The organism is Halorussus rarus (genome assembly GCF_003369835.1).
Lineage (GTDB): Archaea > Halobacteriota > Halobacteria > Halobacteriales > Haladaptataceae > Halorussus > Halorussus rarus.
On record NZ_QPMJ01000003.1, the window covers coordinates 364,939 to 391,279 of the forward strand.

Annotated in this window: 26 protein-coding genes and 1 tRNA gene; 10 read left to right on the forward strand and 17 right to left on the reverse strand. The window is 65.3% G+C overall.

Annotation, left to right across the window (positions count from 1 at the left end; all coding sequences use genetic code 11):
• Positions 1-22 precede the first annotated feature (22 nt).
• The gene (locus DVR07_RS17955; RefSeq protein ID WP_115798683.1) at positions 23-259 is read right to left on the reverse strand and encodes a hypothetical protein; all 237 of its coding nucleotides are present in this window, start codon (positions 257-259) and stop codon (positions 23-25) included.
• An 88-nt stretch (positions 260-347) separates the two neighbouring features.
• On the opposite strand from DVR07_RS17955, the gene DVR07_RS17960 reads away from it, so the two are divergent.
• Positions 348-575, forward strand: coding sequence for a DUF7860 family protein (locus DVR07_RS17960; RefSeq protein ID WP_115798684.1), 228 nt, complete (start codon positions 348-350; stop codon positions 573-575).
• A gap of 36 nt (positions 576-611) precedes the next feature.
• Here the strand turns inward: DVR07_RS17960 and DVR07_RS17965 are convergent, their stop codons facing one another.
• Positions 612-1,220 carry a translation initiation factor IF-2 subunit beta gene (locus DVR07_RS17965; RefSeq protein WP_115798685.1) on the reverse strand — a complete coding sequence of 203 codons (609 nt, stop codon included), beginning with the start codon at positions 1,218-1,220 and terminating at the stop codon, positions 612-614.
• Positions 1,221-1,313: 93 nt separating this feature from the next.
• On the opposite strand from DVR07_RS17965, the gene DVR07_RS17970 reads away from it, so the two are divergent.
• Complete coding sequence (locus DVR07_RS17970; RefSeq protein ID WP_115798686.1) at positions 1,314-1,787, forward strand: dihydroneopterin aldolase family protein; 474 nt, start codon at positions 1,314-1,316, stop codon at positions 1,785-1,787.
• Between the two features lie 75 nt (positions 1,788-1,862).
• Here the strand turns inward: DVR07_RS17970 and DVR07_RS17975 are convergent, their stop codons facing one another.
• Positions 1,863-2,267 (reverse strand): CBS domain-containing protein, encoded by a 405-nt coding sequence (locus DVR07_RS17975; protein ID WP_115798687.1) that lies wholly within the window; start codon positions 2,265-2,267, stop codon positions 1,863-1,865.
• 202 nt (positions 2,268-2,469) lie between these two features.
• Between DVR07_RS17975 and DVR07_RS17980 the strand changes: the two genes are divergently transcribed.
• Positions 2,470-2,970: a DUF5790 family protein gene (locus tag DVR07_RS17980; RefSeq protein WP_115798688.1), complete on the forward strand. Its 501-nt coding sequence runs from the start codon at positions 2,470-2,472 to the stop codon at positions 2,968-2,970.
• A gap of 9 nt (positions 2,971-2,979) precedes the next feature.
• Here the strand turns inward: DVR07_RS17980 and DVR07_RS17985 are convergent, their stop codons facing one another.
• The gene (locus tag DVR07_RS17985) at positions 2,980-3,294 is read right to left on the reverse strand and encodes a DUF5789 family protein (RefSeq protein ID WP_115798689.1); all 315 of its coding nucleotides are present in this window, start codon (positions 3,292-3,294) and stop codon (positions 2,980-2,982) included.
• 83 nt (positions 3,295-3,377) lie between these two features.
• On the opposite strand from DVR07_RS17985, the gene DVR07_RS17990 reads away from it, so the two are divergent.
• The 3 genes from DVR07_RS17990 to DVR07_RS18000 all read left to right on the forward strand — a co-directional run bounded on the left by DVR07_RS17990 (position 3,378) and on the right by DVR07_RS18000 (position 6,795).
• On the forward strand, positions 3,378-4,115 hold the full coding sequence (locus DVR07_RS17990; protein WP_115798690.1) for a creatininase family protein: 738 nt from the start codon (positions 3,378-3,380) through the stop codon (positions 4,113-4,115).
• A 322-nt stretch (positions 4,116-4,437) separates the two neighbouring features.
• Positions 4,438-5,499, forward strand: coding sequence for an ornithine cyclodeaminase family protein (locus tag DVR07_RS17995; protein WP_115798691.1), 1,062 nt, complete (start codon positions 4,438-4,440; stop codon positions 5,497-5,499).
• 81 nt (positions 5,500-5,580) lie between these two features.
• On the forward strand, positions 5,581-6,795 hold the full coding sequence (locus tag DVR07_RS18000; protein WP_115798692.1) for an ABC transporter substrate-binding protein: 1,215 nt from the start codon (positions 5,581-5,583) through the stop codon (positions 6,793-6,795).
• A gap of 27 nt (positions 6,796-6,822) precedes the next feature.
• On the opposite strand, the gene DVR07_RS18005 is transcribed toward DVR07_RS18000, so the two are convergent.
• Positions 6,823-8,298: an MATE family efflux transporter gene (locus DVR07_RS18005; protein WP_240147612.1), complete on the reverse strand. Its 1,476-nt coding sequence runs from the start codon at positions 8,296-8,298 to the stop codon at positions 6,823-6,825.
• 357 nt (positions 8,299-8,655) lie between these two features.
• The gene (locus DVR07_RS18010) at positions 8,656-10,008 is read right to left on the reverse strand and encodes a cytochrome P450 (protein ID WP_115798693.1); all 1,353 of its coding nucleotides are present in this window, start codon (positions 10,006-10,008) and stop codon (positions 8,656-8,658) included.
• Between the two features lie 85 nt (positions 10,009-10,093).
• On the opposite strand from DVR07_RS18010, the gene DVR07_RS18015 reads away from it, so the two are divergent.
• Entirely contained in the window at positions 10,094-10,789 is a 696-nt protein-coding gene (locus tag DVR07_RS18015; protein WP_115798694.1) for a helix-turn-helix domain-containing protein, read from the forward strand.
• An 89-nt stretch (positions 10,790-10,878) separates the two neighbouring features.
• On the opposite strand, the gene DVR07_RS18020 is transcribed toward DVR07_RS18015, so the two are convergent.
• The 10 genes from DVR07_RS18020 to DVR07_RS18065 form a co-directional block, all read right to left on the reverse strand.
• Positions 10,879-11,973 carry a cellulase-like family protein gene (locus DVR07_RS18020; protein WP_115798695.1) on the reverse strand — a complete coding sequence of 365 codons (1,095 nt, stop codon included), beginning with the start codon at positions 11,971-11,973 and terminating at the stop codon, positions 10,879-10,881.
• 156 nt (positions 11,974-12,129) lie between these two features.
• On the reverse strand, positions 12,130-12,930 hold the full coding sequence (locus DVR07_RS18025; RefSeq protein ID WP_115798696.1) for an alpha/beta fold hydrolase: 801 nt from the start codon (positions 12,928-12,930) through the stop codon (positions 12,130-12,132).
• A gap of 85 nt (positions 12,931-13,015) precedes the next feature.
• Entirely contained in the window at positions 13,016-13,702 is a 687-nt protein-coding gene (locus tag DVR07_RS18030; RefSeq protein WP_115798697.1) for a helix-turn-helix domain-containing protein, read from the reverse strand.
• Between the two features lie 641 nt (positions 13,703-14,343).
• Entirely contained in the window at positions 14,344-16,044 is a 1,701-nt protein-coding gene (locus DVR07_RS18035) for a serine hydrolase domain-containing protein (RefSeq protein ID WP_115798698.1), read from the reverse strand.
• Entirely contained in the window at positions 16,044-16,991 is a 948-nt protein-coding gene (locus DVR07_RS18040) for a CPBP family intramembrane glutamic endopeptidase (RefSeq protein ID WP_115798699.1), read from the reverse strand. Before DVR07_RS18040 ends, DVR07_RS18035 begins: the two co-directional genes overlap by 1 nt.
• A 156-nt stretch (positions 16,992-17,147) precedes the next feature.
• Positions 17,148-17,858, reverse strand: coding sequence for a class I SAM-dependent methyltransferase (locus DVR07_RS18045; RefSeq protein ID WP_205254562.1), 711 nt, complete (start codon positions 17,856-17,858; stop codon positions 17,148-17,150).
• A 209-nt stretch (positions 17,859-18,067) separates the two neighbouring features.
• Positions 18,068-18,982: a DUF7351 domain-containing protein gene (locus tag DVR07_RS18050; RefSeq protein ID WP_115798700.1), complete on the reverse strand. Its 915-nt coding sequence runs from the start codon at positions 18,980-18,982 to the stop codon at positions 18,068-18,070.
• 201 nt (positions 18,983-19,183) lie between these two features.
• Positions 19,184-19,256 (reverse strand) — tRNA-Arg (locus DVR07_RS18055).
• Between the two features lie 49 nt (positions 19,257-19,305).
• Positions 19,306-20,766 carry an MATE family efflux transporter gene (locus DVR07_RS18060; RefSeq protein ID WP_240318899.1) on the reverse strand — a complete coding sequence of 487 codons (1,461 nt, stop codon included), beginning with the start codon at positions 20,764-20,766 and terminating at the stop codon, positions 19,306-19,308.
• Between the two features lie 103 nt (positions 20,767-20,869).
• On the reverse strand, positions 20,870-21,445 hold the full coding sequence (locus DVR07_RS18065; protein ID WP_115798701.1) for a 2Fe-2S iron-sulfur cluster-binding protein: 576 nt from the start codon (positions 21,443-21,445) through the stop codon (positions 20,870-20,872).
• A 90-nt stretch (positions 21,446-21,535) separates the two neighbouring features.
• Here DVR07_RS18065 and DVR07_RS18070 point away from each other — a divergent pair, with 90 nt between their 5' ends.
• The 3 genes from DVR07_RS18070 to DVR07_RS18080 all read left to right on the forward strand — a co-directional run bounded on the left by DVR07_RS18070 (position 21,536) and on the right by DVR07_RS18080 (position 24,210).
• On the forward strand, positions 21,536-22,162 hold the full coding sequence (locus DVR07_RS18070) for a DJ-1/PfpI family protein (protein ID WP_115798702.1): 627 nt from the start codon (positions 21,536-21,538) through the stop codon (positions 22,160-22,162).
• Between the two features lie 66 nt (positions 22,163-22,228).
• The gene (locus DVR07_RS18075) at positions 22,229-23,431 is read left to right on the forward strand and encodes an ABC transporter substrate-binding protein (protein WP_115798703.1); all 1,203 of its coding nucleotides are present in this window, start codon (positions 22,229-22,231) and stop codon (positions 23,429-23,431) included.
• Between the two features lie 203 nt (positions 23,432-23,634).
• Positions 23,635-24,210: a DoxX family protein gene (locus DVR07_RS18080; protein WP_115798704.1), complete on the forward strand. Its 576-nt coding sequence runs from the start codon at positions 23,635-23,637 to the stop codon at positions 24,208-24,210.
• Between the two features lie 95 nt (positions 24,211-24,305).
• Here the strand turns inward: DVR07_RS18080 and DVR07_RS18085 are convergent, their stop codons facing one another.
• Positions 24,306-26,207: a HEAT repeat domain-containing protein gene (locus DVR07_RS18085; RefSeq protein ID WP_115798705.1), complete on the reverse strand. Its 1,902-nt coding sequence runs from the start codon at positions 26,205-26,207 to the stop codon at positions 24,306-24,308.
• Between the last annotated feature and the right edge of the window lie 134 nt (positions 26,208-26,341).

Here is a 26,341-nt window from a genome sequence, read left to right on the forward strand (position 1 = left end):
GTAAGGTGCGATTCGGACGGGCCTACTCGTCGCTCGCGACCAGCGGGACCAGTTTGTCGCGTCCCAGGTTCGCGGCGAACGCGAGCGCGACGACGCCCATGACCGCGAACCAGCCGGCGAGCAGCGCGTCCCCGCCGGCCAACTGCTGGAGGCTGTTGTACTCCGCGACGAGACCGACCGCCGACAGCGCGAGCGTCCCGAGCGCGTACGCCACGAGCCCGACCGCCTCGGTCCCGAGTTCCGTCAGGAGTTCGTACATGTCCCGTCGGACGAACTCCGTATATAAATCGCTTTTGCGACTCCGCGATTGAGGAACCCTTTTGTTCCCCGGCCGCGGACCTGCGGGCATGGGCCGATACGGTGACATCAACTATCAACGGGTGACGAAACTCGGCTTCCTCGCGAGCATCGCCGTCTTCGCTATCGGCGCGGGCGGCGAACTCTCCGCCGCGGCCATGCACCTCTCGCTTCCGGCGTGGGAGGACGCGCTGTTCACCGATCTGGAGATTCTCGGCACGCTCGGCGCGCTGCTCGTGCCTCTGTTCTTCGGCGTCGTCCTCCCGCTGACCGAGTAGCGACCACCGGAAACGCGGATAAAAGAGGGAGACGCCTCAGGCGAGTCGCGCGAACGCCAGGTTGCCGCTGATGTTCTTGATGTAGATCTGCACCACGTCGCCCTCCTGGGCGCCGGGGACGAAGATGGTGTACTTGCCCTTCTCGGCGACGCCGTCGCCCTTCCGGCCGGTGCCGGTGATCTTGACCTCGTAGGTGGCGCCCTCCTCGACCGCCTCGCGGTTCTGGTTCTGGCTCTGCGTCGAGCGCTTGGTGACCGGTCGGAACGCCCCGCAGGCGTCGCACCGCAGCATCAGGTTGCGGTTCTCGCGGACCAGCCGGGTGTCCGGCAGGCCGCACTCCGAGCAGAGCACGAACTCCTGGACGTAGCTCTCCAGGGCGGCGTCGAAGTCAGACCCGGAGAAGGTGCCGTTGTAGCGCGCCCGGCCGTCCTCGAGCTTCCCGTTGGTGCCGAGCTCGCGCTGGAGCGCGCTGTGGATGTGCTCGGGGTCGCGCCCGAGCGCGTCGGCGATGTCGCTCAGGTTCGTGAACCGCGTGAACGCCCCGTCCTTCTGCGCGTCGGCGTTCGGGTAGCTGAACCGTTCGTCCTGACCCTCGAAGTCGGGGGTCGCGTCCATCGCTCTGTCGAGATTCGATGCGTAGTCCATGGGGACGGAAGGTCTCGGACACGGATAGGTATTCCGTGATGAACCGGGCCACGGACCGGGCGGCTTTTCTCTCCCGCCCGCGACACGTCGGCCATGGACGACCGCGACACCGACGCCGGCGATTCAGTCGATGCCGAGCACACCGACCGCGGGGGGTCCCCGACCGACGGCGAGGCGGCCTGCTTCGAGGCGGGCGTCAAGTTCGGCGCGCTCTACCACCAGTTCGCCGGCACGCCGGTCAGCCCCGCGAGCGCGCCCAGCCTCGAGACCGCCATCGAGGACTCCATCGAGAACCAGCCGTTCTGCGAAGCTGTGACGGTGGACATCCTGACCGAGAAACTCGAGGCTGAAATCGACCGCGTTCCCGCGAGCGACAGCGAGGGGGAACTCGAGGGAGGCGGTCTCGTCGACGGCGAGGCAGCGTCCTCCGGTGGCTATACGGAACTCACCGGCCGGTTCATGGAAGTCGAGATCGTCGTCGACCGCGCGGGCGTCGAGGTCGTCACCCGGATGGAGATGGAGGACGGCTACCCGCTGATGAGAGTCGAGTCCGTGACCGAGCGGTAGCTACTCACCAATCGTTCCACCGGCTTCGCCGGTCCGAACGACGCTCTCGGCCCGAAACCGTCCGACCGCGTCCGATTACGCCGGGCTCGGCGTCTGGACCGTAGACATGTAGGCCGTGATGTCGGTCGTCGTGAGCATGCCGACGACGCCCTCCTCCTCGTCGACGACCGGGACGTGGTGGAACCCCTCCTCGATCATCAGGTCGGCGACGTCGCGTACCTCCGCGTTGGCGGTGGTCGTCGTCACGTCGGTCGACATGTAGGTCTCGACGGTGGCGTCGGTCGCCCACCGCTGCTCGGCCGCGATCTGGACGAAGTCCGTGGCGGTCAGGATGCCCAGCAGTTGCCCGTCCTCGTCCGTGACGACGACCGACCCGATACCCTCGTCGATCATCGTCTCGGCGGCGACGTGGGCCGCCGTATCCGGTGCGACCGTCTCGACGGGCGAGGACATGAGCCGTCCGACGAAGATGTCTTCCATGGGTGTCCGTTGCTCCGCTTCGCTGAAAAGTATTCGCTTCGGGGACGCGTGAGGCCGCGTAGGGTCCCGATTCGCACGGGCGACCGCGCCACCGCATCGGGTCGTTCCTTTCGATTCGTCCCGGCGTTCCCCGGCCGAGTTACCGGATTTCACTTTCAGTTTCGGGCGTGGGTTTAAAAGGAATCGCGCCGAACGGGAACGTATGAGCCAATCGACACTCGACGAGGACGAGCTGTTCGGCGAGGCGGCCAGCGAGGTCCGCGAGGACGTGGAGGCCAGCCTCAACGAGGCCACCGCGGCGCTCCCCGACGCCGACGACATCTGGACGGTCGAGGCCGACAACACCCTCGGCGCGCTCAACGCGCTCAACTCGGCGCTCGACACCGGCGACGCCGAGGACGCCCTCCGCGACGCCAAGAAGTGGTACACGATGGGCGAGCGCGCCGACGCCTTCGACGACGCCGACGACCTCGAGGCCGAGATCGAACGCGTCGGCGACGCCATCGAGGACATCGAGGACGCCCGCGAGCAGGTCGGCGACCTCACCAGCACGATCCCGGGGCTCAAGAACGCCCTGGAGGAACTCGGCGCCGACGCTGAGGACGGGGCAGCCGAGGACGCAGACGAAACCGACGCCGAAGAGGGCGAGGAGGCCGACCCGGAGGACGCGGCCGGCGCCGAGGAAGCCGAAGCCGCGGAGTGACGGCCTCCTTCAGAACGACTCGTCGGTGTTCTCGCCCTCGTTGCCGGTGCCGCGGTCGGAGTAGCCCTTCCGCCCCACGGCCTCGCCGCCGACCCGGTTCAGCACCGTCTGTCTGACCTCGTCGGCCGACTCGAACTCCTCGTCGCCGCCGGTCACCAGCACCTCCTCGAACGACTCCGAGCCGTCTGACATGCCGATCTCCCGGTCGCCGTACTTCTCGAGCAGTTCCTCCGCCGAGACGGGGTAGTCCTCGTTCTCGAGGTCGTCCTCGATGTTACTGAAGTCGAGCCCGAGCGTTCGGTCGTCGTCGCCGGATTCGCTCATACCGGAACTACACCGCGAACTCGAATAAGGCGTGTGGCCCCGAATCCCCCGTCTACAAGTCCGCGCTCGCCCTCTACCCCGGCATGAACCTCTTCGACTCGACGTGGACCGACGCCGACGCGGTCGACACCGACCTCGCGCTCCTGCCGGTCGGCAGCACCGAGCAGCACGGCCCCCACGCGCCGCTGGGCACCGATGTTCTCACCGCCGAGGCGGTCGCCGAGGCCGGCGCCGACGCCTACGACGGCGAGGTCGTGGTCGCGCCCGCGATCCCGGTGGGCGTGGCCGCCGAGCACCGCCAGTTCACCGGGACGCTGTGGGTCGCCGAGGACACCTTCCGGGACTACGTCCGGGAGACGGTCGCCAGCCTCGCCCACCACGGCTGGGACCGGGTCGTCCTCGTCAACGGCCACGGCGGCAACGTCGGCGCACTCCGGGAGGTCGCCTCGACCATCGTCCGCGAGGACGACACCTACGCGGTCCCGTTCACGTGGTTCGAGGCGGTCGGCGACCACGCCACCGACATGGGTCACGGCGGCCCCCTCGAAACCGCGATGCTCCGCCACGTCGACCCGGACCTGGTGGCGGAGGATCGTATCGAGGAAGCGCGCGAGGGCGCCAGCGACGGCTGGGGCGAGTGGGTCAGCTACGCCAACCTCGCAGTCGACTCCGCGGAGTTCACCGAGAACGGCGTGGTCGGCGACCCCGCGGACGGCCCTGCCGAGCGCGGCGCGGAACTGCTGGACCTGGCCGCCGAGGCGCTCGCACAACTGCTGGAGGCCGTCGAGTCTCGGGACGTGGAACTGCCGCCGCACAAGTGAGCCCGAATTTCGGAACCCCTGCGGTCGGCGTGCGCTGGCGCGACCCCCGTGTCTTGCTGAGCGGAGCGAAGCAAGGCTCGGAAGACGAACGCAGTGAGTCTTCCGGTGGTCGCGCCAAACCGCGCGAGGGCTGAGGACCACAGGGAACGCAGTGACCGAGGACCGCAGGCGGTTGGGGAGGCGTGAGGCCCGCGGTCGCGGTGCGGTGCGGGACAGAGGTGACGGCAATAGCTTCCTCCAGTGTGTTCTCGGGCTTTGCCGAGTAGTCACTCCGAGCAGTCCACGGGAACGCCTAACTCACAGGCCCACAAACGCACACGACATGGTCCGCGTCCTCTCCGACGCCGAGATCGCCGACTGCCTCGACCTCGGCGACCTCCTGGAGGTCGTCCGCGAGGCGTTCGTCAAGCAGGGCCGCGGCGAGGTCGAGCGCCCGGACCGCCCGCACTTCCCGGTCGGCGCGGGACTCGACTGCGGCGATTCCGACCACCCAGCCGACCCTACCGACGCCGACGACTCCGCCGACCTTGATGACCCCTGCGGCACCGGCCTCGTGATGCCGGCGTACGTCCACGGCGCCCAGCACTACGCGACGAAACTGGTCGGGGTCCACGAGGGCAACGCCGAACGCGGCCTGCCCACGGTCAACGCCCAGATTGCGCTCACCGAGGCCGCCACCGGGCTACCGACCGCCTACCTCGCCGGTACCAGAATCACCAACGCCCGGACGGGGTGCATCGGCGGGTTGGCGGCGGCCGAACTCGGCGTCCCGAGTTCGACTCCGGACGGCGAATCCGGTCTGGTCCTCGCGCTCGTCGGCGCGGGCACGCAGGCGCGCTGGCAGGCCCGCGCCATCGCCGCCGCAACCGACCTCGCGTCGGTGCGGGTCTACTCGCCCAGCGACTCCAGGGACGCGTGCGCCGCCGACCTCCGGGGGGAACTCGACCTCCCGAGCGATGCGATCCGGGCCGCCGACTCCCCCGAGGAAGCCGTCTCGGGCGCCGACGTGGTCGTCACGGCCACCACGGCGACCGACCCCGTGTTCCCCGGCGGGGCGCTCGACCCCGGCGCCCTGGTCGTCGCGGTCGGCGCCTACACAGCCGGGATGCGCGAACTCGACGCCGAGACGTTCGAGCGCGCGAGCCGTGTCTTCGCCGACGTACCCGAGGAGGTCGCCGAGATCGGGGACACGCTGGAGGCCGACGTCGCCGAGACCGACCTGATTCCCTTCTCGGCGGTGCTGGAGGGCCGCGCGGGTCGCGGGACCGACGACGAGATCCTAATCGTCGAGAGCGTCGGGACCGCGGTGCTCGACGCCGCAGCGGCCGGGCACGTCTTCGACCGCGCCGACGAACGCGGGGTCGGCGAGGAGATCTCGCTGTAGTCCCGGATGGTGTCGGCGCCACGTCTTTTGGCTCGCCTAAAACCGAAGGTGTTTTGTCGTGTTTAGGCAGACCTAAATCGTATGTCGGAGCAATCCGAGACCGATGTGTCCCGGCGACGGCTGCTGACTGTCGGCGGAAGCGTGGCGGTCACGGCGGGGCTGGCCGGCTGTACCGGCGGTACCGACGGGACCGATTCGACCGCGGCCACGTCCGGTACTGAGACCACACCGACCGAGACGACGCGGTCGACTCCCACCGATGACGGATCGTACTCCGTGACGATGGAACCGATGGGCGAGGTCGCCTTCGAGTCGGTGCCCGAGTCGTGGATGGCCTACTTCAGCACCTACGGCGACATGGGCGTCGCGCTCGGCCAACTCGACGGGCTTCAGGGCCTCATTTTCACAGACAACTGGCCGCTGCAGTTCTACGACTACCTCCCCGGCGTGGAGGTCTCGTTCGACGACGTCACCCAGCTGTTCGGCGAGGGCAGTCTCGACAAGGAGGCCTTCTACGCGATGGATTCGGACGTCCACCTGATGGACCCGAACTTCATCCAGCGCCTCGACGACAACTGGGCGGACGAGGACTTCGAGGAGATCGCCACCAACGTCGGGCCCATCATCGGCAACTCGATTCGTCGCCGGGGCGAGGAGTGGCACGACTACAGGTACTACTCGCTGTACGACGCCTTCGAGAAGATCGCGCAGGTCTTCCAGGAGCGGGAGCGCTACCGAGCGCTCAAGCGGGTCCACGACTCGTTCATCGCGGACGTGCAGTCCCGGCTCCCCGCCGAGGCGGACCGCCCGAAAGTCGGTCTGCTGTCGGTCAACTCCGACTTCGAGGAGGGGTCGTTCTACGCCTACCCCACCGTCGACGGCGGCAACGGGAAGAAGCAGTACCAGGACCTCGGCATCGGGGACGCCTTCGGCGAGCACATCGACGGCGGCTACGCCAAGTGGGACTACGAGCAACTGCTCGAAGCGGACCCCGACGCGCTGGTGTTCTCCTACGGCTTCTCGCACGCCACGGCCGAGCAGTTCGAGAGTCGGATGCAGGCCATGCGCGAGGACCCGGTCGGCCGACAGCTCTCGGCGGTACAGAACGACAGGCTCTACCGCGGCGGCACCTCCTACCAGGGCCCCATCGTCAACCTGTTCCAGACCGAGATCGCGGCCAAGCAGTTCTACCCCGAGGTCTTCGGCGCGTGGAACGGGCTCGACACCCTCGCGGACGAGAGCCAACGCCTGTTCGACCACCAGCAAGTGGCCGACGTGATCACCGGCGACTTCTGAGGGGCGGCGACGCGCGCCCGCGGCGATTCAGTCCTCGGGAACGCCCGGTTCGGCGTCGGTCGCCGCGCCGCCGCGCTCGGTCCCCTCGCCCTCGTCGATGACGGTCGCCTTCCAGGTCCCGCGAGTGAACCACAGCGCGGCGGCGATCGCCCCGAGGACGTTGCCCATCGCCATGCCGACCCAGATGCCGGTCGCGCCCATGCCCGCGACGAACGAGAGGTAGTACACCGTGGGCACCCGGCCGATCCAGAGAGCGACCGCCGAGAACGCCATCGCTGTCTTGGTGTTGCCCGCGCCGCGGTACGCGCCGAGCATCACCTGGAGCACCGCCATGAAGGTGAACTCGACCGAGCGAATCCGGAGGTAGGTCGCGCCGTGCCGGACCGTCTCGCGGGCGGCCTCGGTCCCGGTCGCCATGAACACCGCGACGATGGGCTCTGGAACAAGCGCGGCGACGATGGCGACCGCGAACATCACCGCCGCGCCCACCTTCGCGGCGATCCAGACCGCGCGCTCGGCCCGGTCGGCCTTGCCCGCTCCGAGGTTCTGGCCCACCATCGTGTTGGTCGCCCGACCCAGCCCCATCGCCGGGAGGAACACGAGCGACGCGAGGCGGTTGCCCAGGCCGTAAGCCGAGACCACCGGCGGCGCGAACTGAACCACCATCGCGGTCAGGGTGATCATCGCCAGCGCGCTCATCGACTGCTCGAGCGTCGAGGGGACGCCGATGCGGACGATGTCCCAGATGTAGCTCGCGTCGGGGACGAGGTACGCCGTCTGGACGTCCGGGCCGGCCCGCGCGACGAACAGGACGTAGAACCCCAGCGCGCTCGCGACGCCCCGGGAGATGATGGTCGCCAGCGCCGCGCCCTCGATCTCCATCGCCGGGATCACCGCCGACTCGATGCCCAGTGCCGGAACCGGGCCGACGCCGAAGATGAGCAGCGGGTCGAGCACGACGTTGAGCGCGACCGAGACGATCATCACCCGCATCGGCGTCCGGGTGTCGCCGTACCCCCGCATCAGCGACGTGAACACGAAGAAGCCGAACAGGAACGGGAGGCCGAGGAAGAACACCTTCATGTACTCGGCCGCGAGCGGGACGACCTGCTCGGTGGTCGCGCCCTGACTCGGGAGCGCCCCGAGCATCGCGTCGGTCGAGAGGAAGCCCACCAGGCTCAACACGAGCGCCAGCGCGGTGACGAACGTCAGGATCTGGCCGGCGACCTTCCCCGCCGACCCCTCGCTGGCGGCGCCGGTGTACTGGGCGACCAGGATGGAGCCGGCGGTGGTGAACCCGCCCGCGATGGAGATGAGCAGGAAGATGAGCGGAAAGGCGAGGCTCATCGCGCCCACGGCGTCGGCCGACAGCCGCCCGAGCCAGAACGTGTCGGCGATGTTGTAGGTGACCTGCAGCAGCTGGATGACCACGATGGGCCACGCCAGCTTGAACATCGGGCCGAGGAGTCCGCCCTCGGTGATCGTGTCGTCCGCGTGATTCATTGAATTTCGAAACGAAAGGGTAAGATTTGAAGGTTGCGAGTCGGTCGTCGGTCCGCCGGAGCTTCGGTCTGCCGACACTACTCGCGGGGCTTATAAATGAATTTGCGAGAAATGATACCGATTGGCGCAGTTGCTCTGCGAAAGGCCCAGCTCCGAGAGTTGTACTTCGTCGATCCACAGGAGTATCCCGACGAACCCGAGAACCGCCGCGTATTTGCCGATTTCGGTCGCCAACTGACCCACGCCGAGAGTTCTGAGACTGCAGCGGTGAGTGGAACCCAGATAGCAGTCACAACTGCATATGCAACTGCGAATCCGAGGACCGTCCGCCAACCGCCTTGGAACACGATGCGGTTCTCAATTATGACTCACGCCGTTGGATGATCCGCGTTCATCCAGCCGAATCTTGACTGGTTCCCCGGGCTTGAGGTTCGAACTGGCGATTAGATCCGGACGTGAACTCGAAACGAGGTCGAACGTGTAGTTATTGAATATCGTGGCGAGCACGGTCTTCATCTCCATGCGCGCAAATCGCATGCCGATGCAGTGACGGGGCCCGCCACCGAAGGGGAAGTACGCGTACTCGGGGCGGTCCGATTCCCCAGCGAATCGGCCCGGGCGAAACGTCTCGGGGTCATCCCACCACGCCGGGTCGCGGTGGACGACCCACTGGGGCAGTACTAGCGTCGTTCCTTCGGGGACGTCGTACCCTGCCAGCTCGACATCCTGCGTTGCTTCGCGGAAGAACATGTAGACGGGCGGGTAGAGGCGCAGTGCCTCGTCGATTACCCGTTCCGTGTGTTCGAGTTCGGGGAGGTCGTCAGCGGTCACGTGTCCGCCACAGACGGCGTCGATTTCCGCACAGAGCCGCTCCTGTTCCTCCGGGTTTTGAGCGAGACAGAGGAGCGTGTATGTGAGACCGAGCGCCGTAGTCTCGTGACCGGCGAAGAGGAACGTGACCATGTTGTCTCGGAACTCCTCCTGCGTCATGTCGCTCGCTTCGACGAACTCGACGAGTATCGACAGCAGGTCGTCGCCCCGGTTCTCCGGCGATTGGTCCCGGCGCTCAGTTGCCAAGTCATCGATGAAGGTCCGAAGGCGTTCGAGTTCCCGTCTGTATCGCCGATTGGTCGGCGTCGGAATTGAATCAGGGAGGAACGACCAGAACCGGCTGGTGTCGAAGCGCGCGAGAATGGCGTCCGACGCCTCAGCCACGACGGGTTCGTCCGTAACGTCCACACCGAACAGCGTCCGTCCGAGGACGTCCATCGTCGTCTCCGTCATCGCCTCGTTCGCTTCGACGACTGATCCGTCGCGCCACTGCTCGACCATTTCAGCTGCCGTAGCACGCATCTCCGGGACGTACGTGTTGAGCCGTTGCCGATAGAACGCCGGCTGGACGTTCGTCCGTTGCTCCTGCCACTGGTCGCCTTCAGTCAGGAACAATCCCTCCCCCATGGCGTCGTTCAGATTTCGGGTGACGACCTCACCTTTCTCGAACTTATCGTGGTCGTCGAGGAGGATCTTCTGGATTGCGTCGGGATGGGCGACCATGCAGGCGTCCATCCCGAACACCTGGTAGCTTGCTATCTGGCCGTACTCGTCGCGTAACTGCTCGTAGAACTCGAAGATATCGCGGCTCAGATCGACCGTGTTACCGACGACGGGTAGCCCGTTCGGTCCGGGCGGGTAGCTCGTTCCAGTGCTCATGTAAGTCCATTTCGATTACTCGACCAACGATGTTCTGTCGGACACGTCCACCTTTTTAAGTGACTCGATGGTACACTGTCAGGTGATGCGGTACCTCCAGCTGGAGATTCGATTTCCCGCCGGAACGCGCCACCCGATGCATCAGTTCCTCGTCGAACAGGAACCGATTCGGCGGGCGTATCTTCGACACTGGAACTTCTCGAACCCCGAGCACGTCACCTCCCTGTTCCATATCGTCGGTGACATCGAGGAAGGGCGCGAGGAGTACCTTGCCGCACTTGAGTCCGTCAGTACAATCGAGGAATACGATACGACGCCGGTTGACGACCGCAGCTTCTACGTCTACGTCCGGGAGGCCGCTGACGAACACGCGCGACGCTTCCGCGAACTCTTGGAGGATACGGACCTGCTCGTCGTGCCACCAATCGAGTACGGGACCGACGGTGAGATGGTCCTCGAAGTCGCCGGCGAATCGGAGGAACTGCAATCGATAGTCGCCGGTCTCCCTGATTACCTTTCTATCTCGGTGAATCGACTCGGTGACTACGACGCAAATCGAGAGACGCAAGTAAGCACGCTGACCGGCAGACAGAAGGAGGTACTCGAAGTGGCCCGGGAGTGCGGGTACTACGAAGTCCCTCGACAGACAAGCGTCCGTGAGGTAGCAGACCGGCTGGACTGTTCGAAGAGCACTGTTGCGAACCATCTCCGAAAGGCGGAGGCCCGGTTAGTGGCGCTCTATGGGGACCGTTCCACGGCCGACGAGTCGGAATCTGCTTAGAGTGCGCTCGCATTCTTGTCGCGGGTACCGGAATTCTACACCCGGGTCGCCGAACACTGCTCGCTGTACTCTACTTCGAGCCCAACTGTTCAGACCTCGATAGTCGAGTTCTTGATGAGGGACGTCTGTTCTCGGTGCCATTCCACGTCGTTCCACATCCCCCGGAACTGCGGTCCACAGAAGTTGCTCGTCGAGATGGCTGCCCAGCGCCCGGTTTCAGCCGCCTTTCGGGTGCCGACAGCGCAAAGGTCTTTTATCCAGTCCCAATCCAGTCCGGGCCAGTCCTTGTAGTGGATGACCGCCCACGATTCGGTGGTCGCCAGCGGGAGCCCGACGTTTCGAGACCACTCAGCGGCCGCGTCTATTTCGGCTTCGAGTTCTGACTGCCAGTGGTTCGGGTCATCCCGGTATCGGTGTTGCCCGTCCGCGGCGAGCCACTCGTAGTGGTCTGCGGAATCGATATCGTGCGACCAGTCGAAGAAGTCGGTGGTGTTCATCAGCCAGAGATGGGTATCTATGAGATCCATCCCCGGTTCTGGCTCACGTCCCCATGACTTCCCAGGGCCAGCAGTCTCGGAGAAGCAGTACACGTGTCCGGGATAGGCGTCACGGACGGTCTCGATTGACTCGGTTATCCAGCGGCGAGCTGCGGGAGAACGACGTCGAATCCGGTGGCTGTCGTCGGGATCGTTGAAATAAGGTGCCCAATCGGAATGGGGGAACTCGTTACAGAGGTCGACCCACGCGATAGTGTCGAGCAATCCAGCGGCTTCGATTTCGTCCAGCGTGTCAATCCAGACCGACGCGAGGTCGGCCGGGGTCCGGATTCCCAGTCGTGCGTCCGTCGTGTCTTCCCGGAACCACGACGAGAGTGCGACAGCGACGTCTCGCTCTGCACACTCCGCTATGAACTCGGTGAGTGCTGGCAATACCTCCACGCGGCAGGTCGCGGGCGCGCCCCAGTCGCTCGCGTCGAATGCCGGCGGAAGCGTCCACTCGCGGTTCGCGTTCGCCGACACGAGGTGCGGATACGCGTCGATGCGAACGGCGTCGTAGCCTCGTCGAGTGAGTTCGTCGAGGGCACGGTCCCAGTCACTGTATCCGCCGCCTTCGTAGCGACGTTCGAGCCACGAAAAGTCCCACATGGCAATCGCGTAGGGGACGTCTCGGTCTGTTACATTCATGTCGGGAGGTCTGTTGTTCGCCACTTAGTGATTCTCGTGGTGTGGTACTCTACATCGAGATCGCAAATCTACCGTGGAAGTCCCGAGGTACGAAAAGTATGGGGTATCTCACATCTCTGGGGTGGGCTTGGAATTTGAGGGTGAGCCTTTCGTCCCTTATAGCACCGAATCAGCTGTCTCTTTCTCTTCGATGAAGGCCCGGACTTCGGCAGTGACTTGGTCTGGTGCTTCTGTGGGCCCACCGTGACCGACACCCTCGAACTCGACGAGGCGACTGTTCGGGAATGCGTCATGGACCTCGCGGACGCCGTCCCGGAGATGTGGCGGGCCCTCGGTCCCCGTCATCAGGAGCCCCGGTGAGTCCGCGTCCAGCGTGTCGGGAAGGCGGTACTGTTCGATGACTCGGTTTATCCGAATGATGTTTTCCGCCAAGGCGACGATGTCCGGCCAGGGCGGCCACTCGGCGAGCCAAGCATCGAGGTCCTCGATATCTCCGCCGTGCATGACCTCCCGAACGTAGTACCTCATCGCCTCGCGTTGATCTCCTTCGGCAAGTCGGTCCTGCATCCGGGTCGCAAGATTCGCCTGCTCTCTGTACTCACCGACGAGAACCGCCGGTTCGTAGGCGACCAGTTTCTCGACGGGAGCCGTGCGGGCAGTTTCGACCGCCAGGAGGCCGCCGAAGGAGTGCCCGAACAGAACTGGATCGCCGTCTACCGCGTCGATGACCGCACAGACGTCCTCGACGCCTCGTTCAAGGCTGTACTCGTCACTATCTCCGCTCTTCCCGACTCCGCGTCGATGTGGCACGATGACCGTGTAGTCGTCGGAGAAGCGGGGAACAATCGGCTTCCAGTACTGGGGACTCGATCCGCCGTGGAGAAGGATAAGCGGCGGCCCTTCCCCGTGTCGTTCGTAAGCGATGCGAGTGCCATCTGCCGACGTGACTGCCTGCATTGTTGCGTCTCTCATTAGAGGACTAACCGAAGAATGGCTATCTCTCAGCCGTCCGGCCATTTAAGTGGGGGTCGAAATGAGTTTCTCAGTCGGGTAGCGGCGGCCACGTCGGTGCGACCGTCTCTTGGATGAGTTGGGTCTGAGCGCGCCGGAGACGCTCGGATACCGAGGACGAAGAGATATCGAGTTCATCGGCCACGTCTTCGAGAGTCGCTCGACGTGGAATGTCGAAATAGCCCAGTTCGTACGCCGTCCGGAGCGCTTCTTGTTGGTGATCAGTCAACCCATCACCTGGTGGTTCAGATTCGCCATCTCGGGTGAGCCGGCACAGTCGGAACCCAGCGTTGTTCTGCCAGAACGACGAAAACCTGCCGAACGCTTGCCGGTCGGCGAACCAGCCTGTCTGTCGCCACCCGTCTGGTATGACCTCGATTCGCTCGATGATAGCGTCAGCCGTGGCAAGGGCCTCAAGTTCCGCAAGGTCGTCGAGGTGGTCCCCGAGTTGTTCTTCGAAGCTGAGAGCGGGGAGCGCCTGATAGCGCCTGGTCTCGCCGGCTTGGCCGACCAAGGTACACTCCCCGATGTCATAGGCCTCGGTGAAGGCGCTCTCGACCGCGGTTCGTGACCCACCGGTAACAGTGACGAGGAAGACCGGCCGGTTCCCGTGGTTAAACTGTAGTTCGAGGATCAGCGTCGCATCCGGCACGGCCGCTGCTACCCCTGTGAGTGGGAGCGCCTCGCAGTCTATCTCGAACTCGGCGACCAGTCCCATACGTCACAATTCCCGTTGGTGCTAATGGGAGTGTTGAAATATCCAATCGAATCAGAACGGTCTGGGAACGGTGAGCTCATCCGTCCTCTAGCTACGTCTCAGTCATCTGTACAGCCGATATCTACAGTCGATCCGCCCTGATTTCCCGTTCTCGCCAGCGCAAACGAGTTCTACGACCTCTCCCTCACTCGGAAACCTATCTTACTGGTCGGTCTGATGGACCGAGTTCAATCTGCTCTACAACACGAGGAACCCGAGGGTAGCGAGTTGCCAAGTGAAACCGAGTCCCAGAAGCGCCAGTATTGTCTGGTGAAGACGGGCTCTTCGTGACCAGTACCGGTTCCACCAACCGAGTACGGCACCGACAGTCGTGGCGACCGTCAGGACCGCAATTGCATTCGGGAGTACGAGCGCGATTCGCACTGGGAGTGGTCGTGTGATGAGGCTGACTTCGCCGCTCCGTCCGATAACGAACAGGAGCAGCAGAACGAATCCCACGGAGACGATACTCAGCCCGATTCCCGCCGCGCGAGCGAGCCAAGCAGGACTCGTGCTACGGCGTTTGCGGCTGCAGATAGCCGTCGTGCGACTATCCGTATCCTGTGGTCGTGACGAACGCTGTTGTGACTCGGTAGTATCTCTCATCTGGTTTCCTCCGCAGTATTTTCGCTCCTACCGCCGTAGTCTGTCCATCGATGCCACGCACCAAGGAGTCCCCTCCCGGCGAGCGAAAGCCCGAACCCGGCTATGGAACCCCCTACGACACCGGCGGTGACGGACTGGCGTTCTTGGAACGAGACTGGTTGGTAGACGCCCGTTGGTTCGCTGCTCATGTTCATCGCTGTAACTTCGCCATTTTCGACCTCGAAGGCGAGAACGTCGTGGCTCTCCGTCTCTCGATACACGTACGGCTCGGTTTCGATCCATCGCCGCGTATCACCGGAGACTCGCTTCGTGAATAGCTGTCCGTTGTCGGTCGCTTCGACGGAGACGTGCTCCATGAGGTCTACCACGTGAAGTGGGCCGCTATCCGGGAGATAGGTAGCGCTGTACTCGCCGGCCACTGTTTCAGCACGCTTTTGACTACCCGGTCTCGGCGACGGATTCGGTGACGGGGGTGACGGTTGCAGGTCGAGCTCGGCGATGATTTCATCGACGACCGCTGCAGGCGACTCGCTGGGATTCGTGTTGTAGTTCACGAAGATGCCCACGTTGTGGTCGGGAGCCAGAACGAGCTGGCTTGCGAAGTGGATTGTCGCTCCCGAATGGCCGATGAGGTTGGCATCCGGAACCCCGTACTCGTGGAACCCGTATCGCCAGTTGGTGACCGACGGATGGCGGACGTGGTGCGCCTCATGCATCGTCTCGGCCGTTTTCGCAGGCAGCATTCTCGCGTCGCCGACCGCTCCACCACCGAGGTGAGCGCTCATGAACGCCGCCATGTCCGTGGCCGTCGCACTCAGCGACCCCGCGGGGCGCATGTTGATGAATACCCTCTCGGCGGTCGTGAACGTCTCACCGTCTCGGGAGTGTCCCGAAGCGAGCTCGCCCGGATGATCGTCTGGAACGGGCTGTGCGAACGTACTGTGGGCCATGTCGAGGGGATCGAAGATCTCCGACTGGACGTACTCCTCGAACGACGTATCGTTGACTTCGGCGACGATGTGCCCCGCGAGTGCGGCCCCGTAATTAGAGTACCCGACCACCGTTCCCGGTGGGCGCACGCGGGCCGGCTGCTGGTCGGCGAGGAGCGTCTCCACCGACATGATGTCATCGGGGCTGGCAACAACTTCCGGGTCGAGTGCCGACTCGAAACCGGCTGTGTGGGTTCCGAGGTGGCGCAGTGTCACCGGCTCGTCGTACGTGTCCGGGATCGTGACGTCCGAGTCGTCGAGGTACGCATTGACGTCCTCGTCGAGATCGAGTACGCCTCGTTCGACGTTCTGCATGACCGCAGTCCACGTCACGAGTTTGCCGACCGATCCGACCCGCAACGGAGTCTCGTCGGCCCGTACCGGCACACCGGCCTCCACATTCGCGGAGCCGTATCCCTTGGTGAGGACGGGTGTGTCACCCTCGACGATAGCCACACTCGCTCCGGGCGTCACGTCACCGATTCGTTGCCCGACTCGCTCATCTACGAACGCTTCGAGCTCATCGAGGCCGGCAAGAGGGCTACTACTCACTGGTGAGCGGACCAGGGCCGAGTCGGAGCTGGCGCTCGCTCGACCGCTTGCGATTCCGAGACCGGCGATGCCGAGACTCCCGATACCAGCGAGGAACCTCCGTCTGGTCGTGCGCTCTCGATTGCGGCCTACGTTGGTAGGTCTTTCTTGCGTCATTAGTCCGACGTACTGGGTGACGCCGTCTTCTCTGACCGTGTGGTTCGATACGAGTTCCGCCACTGGGTCCACGCGATGACGAAGCAGTACCCGACGAGAATCGACACAAGGAGTGGAATGCCGCGGGCCGGACTCCACACGCCTGTCGCGGTGTGTTCGACCGTCAGGAGCGTCGGAACACCGGGCGTTCCGTGAGCACCGATGCCGAAGACGTTCATCAGCGCGTAATTCACGCCGAGATGCAGGCCCATCGGGAACGCGAGTTCGTCGGTGCGGAGGTAGGCGACGCCGAACAGGCCACCGAGCAGGCCCGTCTTCAGCACGACGAGGGCGAGATTCGCGTCTGCGACAATCGCGCTGGGAACGTGGATAAGGGCGAACGCCAGCGTGCTTGCGAGCAACGCGACGGTCGTTGCCGCGCCGCGAGTAACGCCGCGAGCGACGAGCCCCTCGACCGCGTTCGTGATGAACGAACCGCGGTAGATGAACTCCTCGTAGAAGGCGACGCCGGCAAACGCAGCGAGGAATACCAGCAGCCACGCGAGAGAGGTTGCGTCCGGGAGAGACGCAGTACCGGTGACTCGCAGGGAGCCGGTGCGACGCGCGATGAGGAACGTCATCCCGACGATCAGGGTACCGATACCGGTTCCGACGACGAGGTCGAGCCACCAGTTCCGCGACAGACGATATCCGTACTCTCTCACCGGCCGGTGGTCGAGATACCGGGCCGAGATTCCGAGTACGACCGCCATGACGAGGGTCGTCCCGGCGAAGCCGGCCAGCATCATTCGGCCGCGAGTTAGATCGAGCGTGAGCGCTGCCGCGCCCGCGACTTGCAGTGTAAAGAAGCCAGCGAAGACGGGGACGAGAACGCGCCAGACGGAACGGACGCGGTTGCTCTGCTGGCTCCAAACGAGCGACCGAAGGCGGGAGCGAACACTAGACATACGCCACCTCCGGCGTGCCGGTCGGACTCGGACGCAACGTTTCGTTCTGGTGGTTTTTCCGTTGTATTGGGTGAGCCGTGTACATTGTCGGTCTGTGCGTTGTGGAATAGTGGTTGTCGAACCGATGCGTGAGCGATTGCTGGGTCGTGTGCGTGTTCATTGACGATCACTCGGGGTTGCGTCGATGGTGGTCACGAGGCCGAGGAACTCGGTCGAGGCGTTCTCGACTGGGAGTCCAGCCTGCTCGACAGTCGCCAGCGGGTCGTGGTTCAACCGGCAACCGTTCTTCTCGTAGTGTGACTCGGCACGCCAGTCCTGCAGCCAGGCCAACGGCGCGACGTCGCTCCGACTGTGTTCGAGCAGCAGAATCTCGCCGTCGGGAGTGCAGACCCGCTCCATCTCGTGGAGCGCCGCAATCGGGTCGGGGAACGTGCACGTGGAGAACGACGAGATGACCGTGTCGAAGCTGTCGTCGGGAAAGTCGAGTGCCTGGGCGTCCATCTGGCAGACGGTGCCGTCCAAATCGAGTCTGTCGAGTTCGTCACCGGCGTGTGCGAGCATGTCGGTGCTGATGTCGATACCGACGAGGTCGACTGACGGTGAGAGATACTGGAAGTTTCTCCCGGTGCCGCACGCGATGTCGAGTACTCGCCCGTTAGCGTGTTCGAACTGGCGGCGACGATACCGACCAGCGAATAACCGGTCGAGTTGCCGCCACCGTGCGAGTTTGTCAGCGACGTCTGCGTACGCGTCGGCAATCTCTTCGGCTGTCATCGAAGGTCTCTGCACCGACTGGTCTCGCTCGGGGCTTTCACTGGTCGTGTGTTTCTGCGTATCTCCCTGTTCGCCGGTATTGCTCGATTGCATGGGTTCGGGCCTCCGTTGACCTCGACTGCGATACGAGCCACCGACATCAATAAAGATATCGAATATTTGATAATTTATCGAGTTCGTTTCAAAACTCAGGTTGACCCGTCGGTCGCCAGGTTACGTATCTCACTCGCCTATTGAGGACAACTCCGAACGAACGACGGTTTTCGGTAAACGACGATTTCGTAATTACCCTGTCAGGTACGCTAAAATTCGCCGCGCTCGCGTCGCACGCGCTCGGTCCGCGTGACCGTCGCAGACGGATCGAGGTGGAGTCGAATCGCGTCGTCCCCGTGGCGTAACACCACCTCGTACTCGTCGGGGTCGGATGCGACTTGCCTGGACGTCCAGCGACCGTCGTAGACGCGGTCGTGGAACTCCCAGATTCCCCTCGATGTCACGTCGATGCCGTGATCCCAGTGGAACGCAATTGATGCGGGGTGGTGGACGACGGTGTACGTCAACGGACTGTTGTACTCTCGGAGACACTCCTCACAGCTACTCGTCACGACAAACGAATCGGAATCAGGTAACGGGCTCTCGGGTATCTCGATTATCTCGGTGGAAAGATGAGCACCGCACTCAGGACACATCCCCCGCCGGATCTGCCGGTAGTCCTCCGCACTTCGGAGCTGGACGCTTCGGATCAAATCGTCATTGTCTCTTGTCCTGGCCTGAGCAGGCGTTATCGGTTGCCCCATGACCTGCTGGTCACATCTCGTACAATCGATCCGGAAGAACTGATGCGAAAGCCGTGCTTCGAGCGAGTCTTCGCCGCAGAAGATGCACGTCCCTGGAATCGGTTCAGGGCCGAACGAGTCCGGTTGCTCGTAATTGCCCGACAGAATGAATCGAACGATACGCTCGCCGGCATGCGAAAGTGAGTACCCGTCGTCGCTTTTCCGAAGGTAGGTGCCGGTGAGTTCTCCGAGGTGGTACGACAGCTTCGAGGTGTTCTCCACCTCGACGTAGTCGTAGATCTCCGAGAACGCGAGTTGGGCAGCCCCGGATCCGACTTGTTCGAGTTCGTACTGTGCGACGGCGACGGCTCGAAGAATATCGACGCGGGTATCGTCGGAGAGAAGACGAAAGATATCCGTAGCCGGACGTTCCTCTGTCATTGTCCTGTACCTACGCAATGAGTCGCTACTATTGAAACCCTAGTTCCTTGCTAAATCGTTCAGAGAGACTAGAAGGCGTAAACCTGCGTCCTATGATAGAAGTGCTTTCGTTCGACAGTCGAACAGAAAGGGAACTTGCTAAAATCCCTATTCCACGTTTTGGATCCTTGAAACAGGCGAAATTAGCCGATAAGGGTGCGACGGGCGGCATGGGATTTGAACCCATGACCTCTTGGTCCGGAACCAAGCGTTCTGTCCGCTGAACTAGCCGCCCTCACTCGGAATTACGCTGCCGGGGGCTTAACCGTTTTGAAAGCCGCGCCTCAGTCCTCGGGAACCGCGGGCTCGGCGTCGACCGCCGCGCCGCCGCGGTCGATGACGGTCTCTTTCCACGTCCCGCGGGTGAACCAGAGGCCGGCCGCGACGGCGCCGACGACGTGGCCGAGCGCGACGCCGATCCAGATGCCGGTCGGACCCAGCGACGTCTCGAACGCGAGGAGGTAGACCGCAGGTACGCGGACGAGCCAGAGCGTGACCATCGAGAACGCTATCGCGGTCTTGGTGTTTCCCGCGCCGCGGTACGCGCCGACCAGCGCGTGGAAGACGCCGATGAACGCGAACTCGACCGTCCGGATCCGGAGGTACTCCGCGGCGTACGCGACGGTCCTGGCCGCCCGCTCGGTCTCGGTCGCCATGAACACCGAGACGATGGGTTCCGGGACGAGCGCCGCCACGATCGCCAGCGCGAACATCACGACCGCGCCGACGCTCGCCGCGAGCCTGACCGCGCGCTCGGCCCGGTCGGCCTTGCCGGCGCCGAGGTTCTGTCCCACCATCGTGTTGGTCGCCTTGCCGAGCCCGACCGCGGGGAGGAACACCAGCGAGATGAGCCGGTTGCCCAGGCCGTAGGCCGCGATGACCGCCGGCTCGAACGTCACGATCATCACGGTCAGCGTCAGCATCGCGAGCGACCCGGCCGACTCCTCGAGCGCCGCCGGCACGCCGATGCGGACCAACTCCTCGATGTACCCGAACTCCGGGACGAGGTGGCCGAGGTCGACGTCCGGCCCCGCGTCGGTGAAGAACAGCACGTACGCGCCGACGACGCCGCCGAGGGCGCGCGCGACGACCGTGGCGACCGCGGCGCCCTCGATACCCATCGCGGGAATCACCGTCGAGTCGACGCCAAGCGCCGGAATCGGCCCGACGCCGAAGATGAGCAGCGGGTCGAGCACGACGTTGAGCGCGACCGAGACCACCATCACCCGCATCGGCGTCCGGGTGTTGCCGTACCCCCGCATCAGCGCCGAGAACGCCATGAACCCGAACATGAAGGGGAGCCCGAGGAAGAACACCTCCATGTACCGGGCGGCCAGCGGGACGACCGCGTCGGCGGTGGCCGCGCTGCTGGGGTACAGCGCGAGCATGGGGCCGGCGCCGAAGTGCCCGACGAGGCTCAGCGCGACGCCGACGACGGTCACGAACCCGAGCGTCTGGCCGGCGACCTTCCCCGCCGACCCCTCGCTGGCCGCGCCGGTGTACTGGGCGACCAGCGTGCTCCCGGCGACGTTGAACCCGCCGCCGAACGCGATGAGGAAGAAGATGACGGGGTAGGCCAGACTGAGGGCGCCGACAGCGTCGGCCGAGTCCCGACCGAGCCAGAACGCGTCGGCGACGTTGTAGGCGACCTGCAGCAGTTGCGTGACCATGATCGGCCACGCGAGGTGGAACAGCGGACGGACCAGGCCGCCCGCCGTGATGCCGTCGGATCGCGTCGATGCCACTGTTCTCCTTCAGAACTCCTTGGGTTTTCAATGCTTCGGGTTGAAATTGTGTCTCGAAACGGAGAAAAGATAAGCGGCGTCCCGGCGGCGGTTCGCCCCGCCGTCAGGGCGTCTCGTTCGTCTCGAGCGCGAAGTCGTCGGTCGGGTACGCGGTGCAGGTGAGCACGTACCCCTTCTCGACCTCGTCGTCGCCGAGCGTCTCGTTGTTACTGTGCTGGACGTAGTCGTGAGCGTCGCCGTCCTGGACCTTGCCGCCGCACGAGAGACACTGTCCCTGCCGGCAGGCGTAGGGCAGGTCCCAGCCCTCGTCCTCGCCGGCCTCGAGCAGGTTCTCGTTGTTGGCGACCTCGACGGTCTCGCCCTCGTTGACGTACTCGATCTCGAAGTACTCCACCTCGTCGTCGGGGATGGCGGCCGGGTCGAACCCTTCCTCTTCCTCCTCGTCGCCCTGGAGTTCGCCCTCGGCGCCGCCGCCGACCGCGACCGCGCCGCCACCGCCGCCGATGGAGCGGTTCATCGGCTCGGGGAAGTCGGTCTCCGGCACGGTCTCGGCCCGGCGTTCGAGCACCTCTTGGGAGATGTCGTCGGGGGTTCGCCACTCGGTACCCTCCGAGTAGTGGAGCGCCACTACGACGAGGACGAGCGTGAGCCCGAGTCCCAGACCCAGTGCGTCTACCATGCGCGGGACTACGGAAGGGTGGTTTAACAGCATTGTGATTGGCATCCGAGCGGAGTACAGGCTTTTGGTGCCGACGCGCGACCGACGAGTATGGACAACGCCGACGACATCGACGACATCGCGGTCGTGGTCTACGACGGCTTCGACGAACTCGACGCGGTCGGACCGTACGAGGTCTTCCGCAACGCCGCCGATTACGGCCGGGACGTCCCGGTCGACCTCGTGACGCTCGCCCCCCGAGAGCGAGTCACCGCGAGCCACGGCCTCGCGGTCGAACCCGACGGGGCACTGGGCGACGACCCGGACCTCCTCGTCGTCCCGGGCGGCGGCTGGAACGACGGCGGAGACGTCGGGGCGCGCGGGGAGGCAGAGCGCGGCGACCTGCCCGATGCGCTCCGCGAGCGCGCCGACCGGGGAAGCGCGATCGCCGCGGTCTGCACCGGCGGGATGCTGCTCGCCGAGGCGGGACTGCTCGACGGCCGGCCCGCGGTCACCCACGCCGGCGCGCTCGACGACCTCCGCGCGACCGGGGCGCGGGTCGTCGACGCCCGCGTCGTCGACGACGGCGACGTGCTCACGGCGGGCGGCGTCACGTCGGGGCTCGACCTCGCGTTCCACGTCGTCGGGCAGGTCTGGGACGGGGACGTCGCCGAGCGCGTCGCAACGGAGATGGAGTACGAGCCTCGCGGGGACGTGTACGCGCCCGACGATACCTGACGCGATTCCTTTTGGCCTGCCTAAAAATCGAAGGCCTTAACAGGGATTAGGCAGACCTAAAATCTAATGTCAGACGACGAGTCGCCTCAGACGACGCGACGCAAGTACCTCACCGCCGCCGGCGCGCTGGCCGCGTCCGGCCTCATCGCCGGCTGTACCGGCGGTTCGGGGACACAGGAGACGACCACGGCCGCGGATACGGAGACGACGACCGCCGAGACGACCACCGCCGCCGAGACGACGACCGAGGAGCAGGAGACGACGACGTCCGGCGAGTCCTACTCCGTCTCGATGCCGCCGGTCGGTGAAGTGGCGTTCGACGGCGTCCCCGAGACGTGGGTCGCGAACAACGGGAGCTGGGCCGACATGGGCGTCGCGCTCGGCGTCGAGCCGCCGAAGGCGGTCTGGCTCACGGGCCGGTACCACACCCAGTACTACGACGGGATCGACGGCGTCTCCGTCGACAAGAGCGACATGGTGAGCCTCTACCAGGACGGCGTCAGCAAGGAGCTGTTCTACGAGCTCGACGGCGACGTCCACGTCATCGACCCCAACTTCCTGATGAACCGATTCAAGGGCTGGGAGCAGCAGGACGTCGACGAGGTCGAGGGGAACATCGGGCCGTTCTTCGGCAACAGCATCTTCTCGACCGGCTACCAGTGGCACGAGGGCTACCCGTACCTCTCGCTGTACGATGCGTTCGGCAAGCTCGCGCAGGCGTTCCAGCGGACCGACCGCTACGATGCCTTCAGCGCGCTCCACGACGAGTTCCAGACGAAAGTGAGCGACGTCGTGCCGTCCGCGGAGTCCGAGCGCCCGCAGGTCGCCATCATGTGGGCCAGCGGCGACGAGCCCGAGTCGTTCTCGCCGTACCTCATCGGCGACGGGACGAGCTTCAAGCAGTGGCGCGACCTGCGGGTCCGCGACGCGTTCGCCGAGACGGACGTCAGGGACTTCCACAGCACCCGGGGCGAGGTCGACTACGAGACCCTGCTCAAGATCGACCCCGACGTCCTGCTGCTTCGCGGCCAGGAGGCCAAGACCGCCGAGGAGTTCCGGAACACGGTGGTCTCGTTCATGAAGGACCACTCGGTCGCGAGCAGCCTGACGGCCGTGAAGAACGGCGACGTCTACCGCGGCGGCCCGCTCTACCAGGGCCCCATCACGAACCTCGTGCTCACCGAGCGCGCCGCCCGGCAGGTGTACGGCGTCGACGAGCAACTGTTCGACCGGAAGCGCGTCGCCGATATCGTCAACGGCAACCTCTGAACCGCCCTCGGTCCGCTGCGCCATCGGCCCTCGGTAGCTCACGGTCGCTCGCAGGCCGTCCGGACGCTTTTTCGGGTTTCTCGCGGACTGTTCGCGGTTCCGAATCGACGCCATAAGTTACGCGTAGCTATGCTACATTATATCTCAGTAATTATATATCCGTAGCCTGCGTTGTTCAGCGTAGGAGTACTTCTCCGCCGATCATGACTGCCAACACCGTCACACCCGAATCCAGCAACACCTTCTCGAGCACCATCCGCGGCTACACCGTCCGCGGAAAGGCCCACAGCCTGAGCGCGTGGTTCGTCCTCTCGCTCCGGCTCATGATGGGCTACGCCTTCGCCTACTCCGGGTTCACGAAGCTCGCCGCCGCGGAACCGTTCGCCGCCGGCGGCTACCTCGCGAACGTCGCGGCGACCAACGGCAACCCCCTCGCGGACCTGTTCGCGTGGATGGGCTCGACCCCGTGGTTCGTCGAGTTCGCGAACGTCGCGGTCCCGTGGGGCGAGCTGTTCATCGGCCTCGGACTGCTCGTCGGCGCGTTCACCCGTCTGGCGGCGTTCTTCGGCGCGCTCATGATGCTGATGTTCTACTTCGGCAACTGGGACATCGCCCACGGTCTCATCAACGGCGACTTCGCGTACATGCTGGTGTTCCTCGCGGTCGCGGCGTTCGGCGCGGGCCGCATCCTCGGGCTGGACGCCCTCATCGAGCGGTACGAGGTCGACGGCCGACCGCTCGTCGAGAAGTACCCCGCGCTGGAGTACATCCTCGGATAGCACGCGAACGTCCGCGTCTCCTTTCTCCCGAAGTTATCGACCCCACCGCGAGCGGTCGCTCGACCACTCGACGCCGACCGCGGTCGCGGCGCACCTCACCCGTCGAGCGACTGGACCGCCTGGAACGCCGCGACCTGGACCCCCTTGTGCTCGTCCTCGTCCGCGAGGCGGTCGAGCGCCCCGGTGGCCTCGGTCGCCTCGACCGCCTCGAGGACGCGGCACGCGGCGGTCCGGATCTTCGGGCTCTCGTCGTCGAGCCGGTCGACGCAGGCGTCAGTGGCCGCCGCGGCCGCGTCCGGCCGGTTCTTCGCCAGCCCCCGGAGCGTCCCCATCGCCGCCTCCCGGAGCTCCTGGTCGTCCTCGTCGAGCAGCGCCGCGAGGTCCGACACCGACCTGGCGACCGGGTCCGGGTACGCCGACACCGACTCCCGGAGCCCGGCGGCCGCGGCCAGCCGCTCGTCCGCGGCCGGCGCGTCGAGGAACTCGGTCAGCCGCACCACGCGGTCGCGCGACGCCGACTCCCGGACCGCGGCCGAGAGTTCCGCGGCGCTGTCCCACGATTCGGGTTCGTCGGTCGCGTCGTCGCCGTCCGACTCGTCCGTCCCGGCGTCGGTCGCGCTCTCGCCCCCTGATTCGCCGAACACCTTGTCGGCGATGCTCGACGAGGACGACCCGCCGGACGCGTCGTCGTCGGTCGTCGAACCTGCGTCTGAAGTCGCACTGCCGGCGTCTGCCTGCGCAGTGTCGGCGTCCGCGACCGTCCGGTCGTCCTCCCCGTCCGGAGCCGAGTCGGGCGCGCGTGACGACGCGGCGGTCGAGCCGTCGCCGGTCGGCGGGGTCGGAGACGGCTCGACGTCGCCGAACGCGACGTCCGCGTCGGTCACCGAGACCTGAATCTCGGCGGAGTCCTCCTCGCGGAGGTCGAACCGCTTGCCGGCGGTGGGGCCGTCCCTGACGATGACCGCGACCTCGAACCGGATCGCCTCGGTGAACGACTCCCACTCGGCGGTCTCGCCGGGCGCCAGGCGGACGTCGTCGGCCAGTTCCTCCTCGCCGTCCGCCCGACAGCCCACCCGGACCGACTCGGCGTCGACCCCGTCGTTCCGGACCGCGAGCGTGGGGTCGTCGGGCGTCTCGGCCAGCCAATCGGTCGAGACGGCGCCGTCGTCGGCTTCCGCGACCGCCGACCCGGCGTCGGTCCCGGGGGCCGCCCGTCCCGTCTCGTCGCCCGCCCGGGCGGTGCCGTCGCTCGCTCCATCGCTGGCTGTCGGCGTCCCCGACGCTCCCCCACCGGGCGCGGCCGACTCGCTCGCAGGTGCCGCCCCGCGTGCGCCCGCCGCCCCACCGGCGGGCGTCCGCGTCGCTGCGGGCGCGCTCGGTTCCTGGGGCCGCCGGGCGGCGCGGCGGGCGTCGCGCATCTTCTGCTGGAGGTCGGATTTCACCTCGTCGATGCCGGCGGTGTCGCGGCCGCGTATGTGCTCGGTGTCGCCGCTCGACAGCGAGATCTGGAGTTCGGCGTAGTTCTTGTAGTCCTCCGACTGGACGTTGGAGATCTGGTCGTAGAACACCTCCTGCTGTTTGCCGCCCTTGCGCTGGGTCCGCTCCTTCATGTCGAACTCGTACTGGCGGTTCACGACGATCGACGTGTCACCGAACAGCAGATGGGCCGTCCGGTAGGTCCGGGCGGGTTCGATGAGCGCGGGCGAGTCGCCGCTCGCGCTGACGAACGTGTGGGCCGACGACACCTCCATCCCGCCGGTCTCGCGCTCGATCTGCCGGCGGCTCCCGTCGCGGAAGTCCTCCAGCAGCGACAGGTACTTCGAGTTGACCTCGCTCCGACCCCAGAGCCACGTCCCCACGCCCGCGAGCAGGCCGACGAACGCGAACGCGCCGACCGCTTCGGCCATCGCGCCCACCACGACCCCGCCTATCAGGAAGCCGACGATGACCTGCTTGGGACTCCACCCGATCGTCCACCGCGTGCCGTTTATCGTCATACCGTGGACACGGGGGTAGTATCACATATTTGTTTTGTCGGCGTTATTCCACGTTGTACCCGGAACGGCACCGCGATGGTCGCTCGTCGGGCGCTCGCTTCGCTCGCGGGACTTCTACCCCGCGACTCGGACCT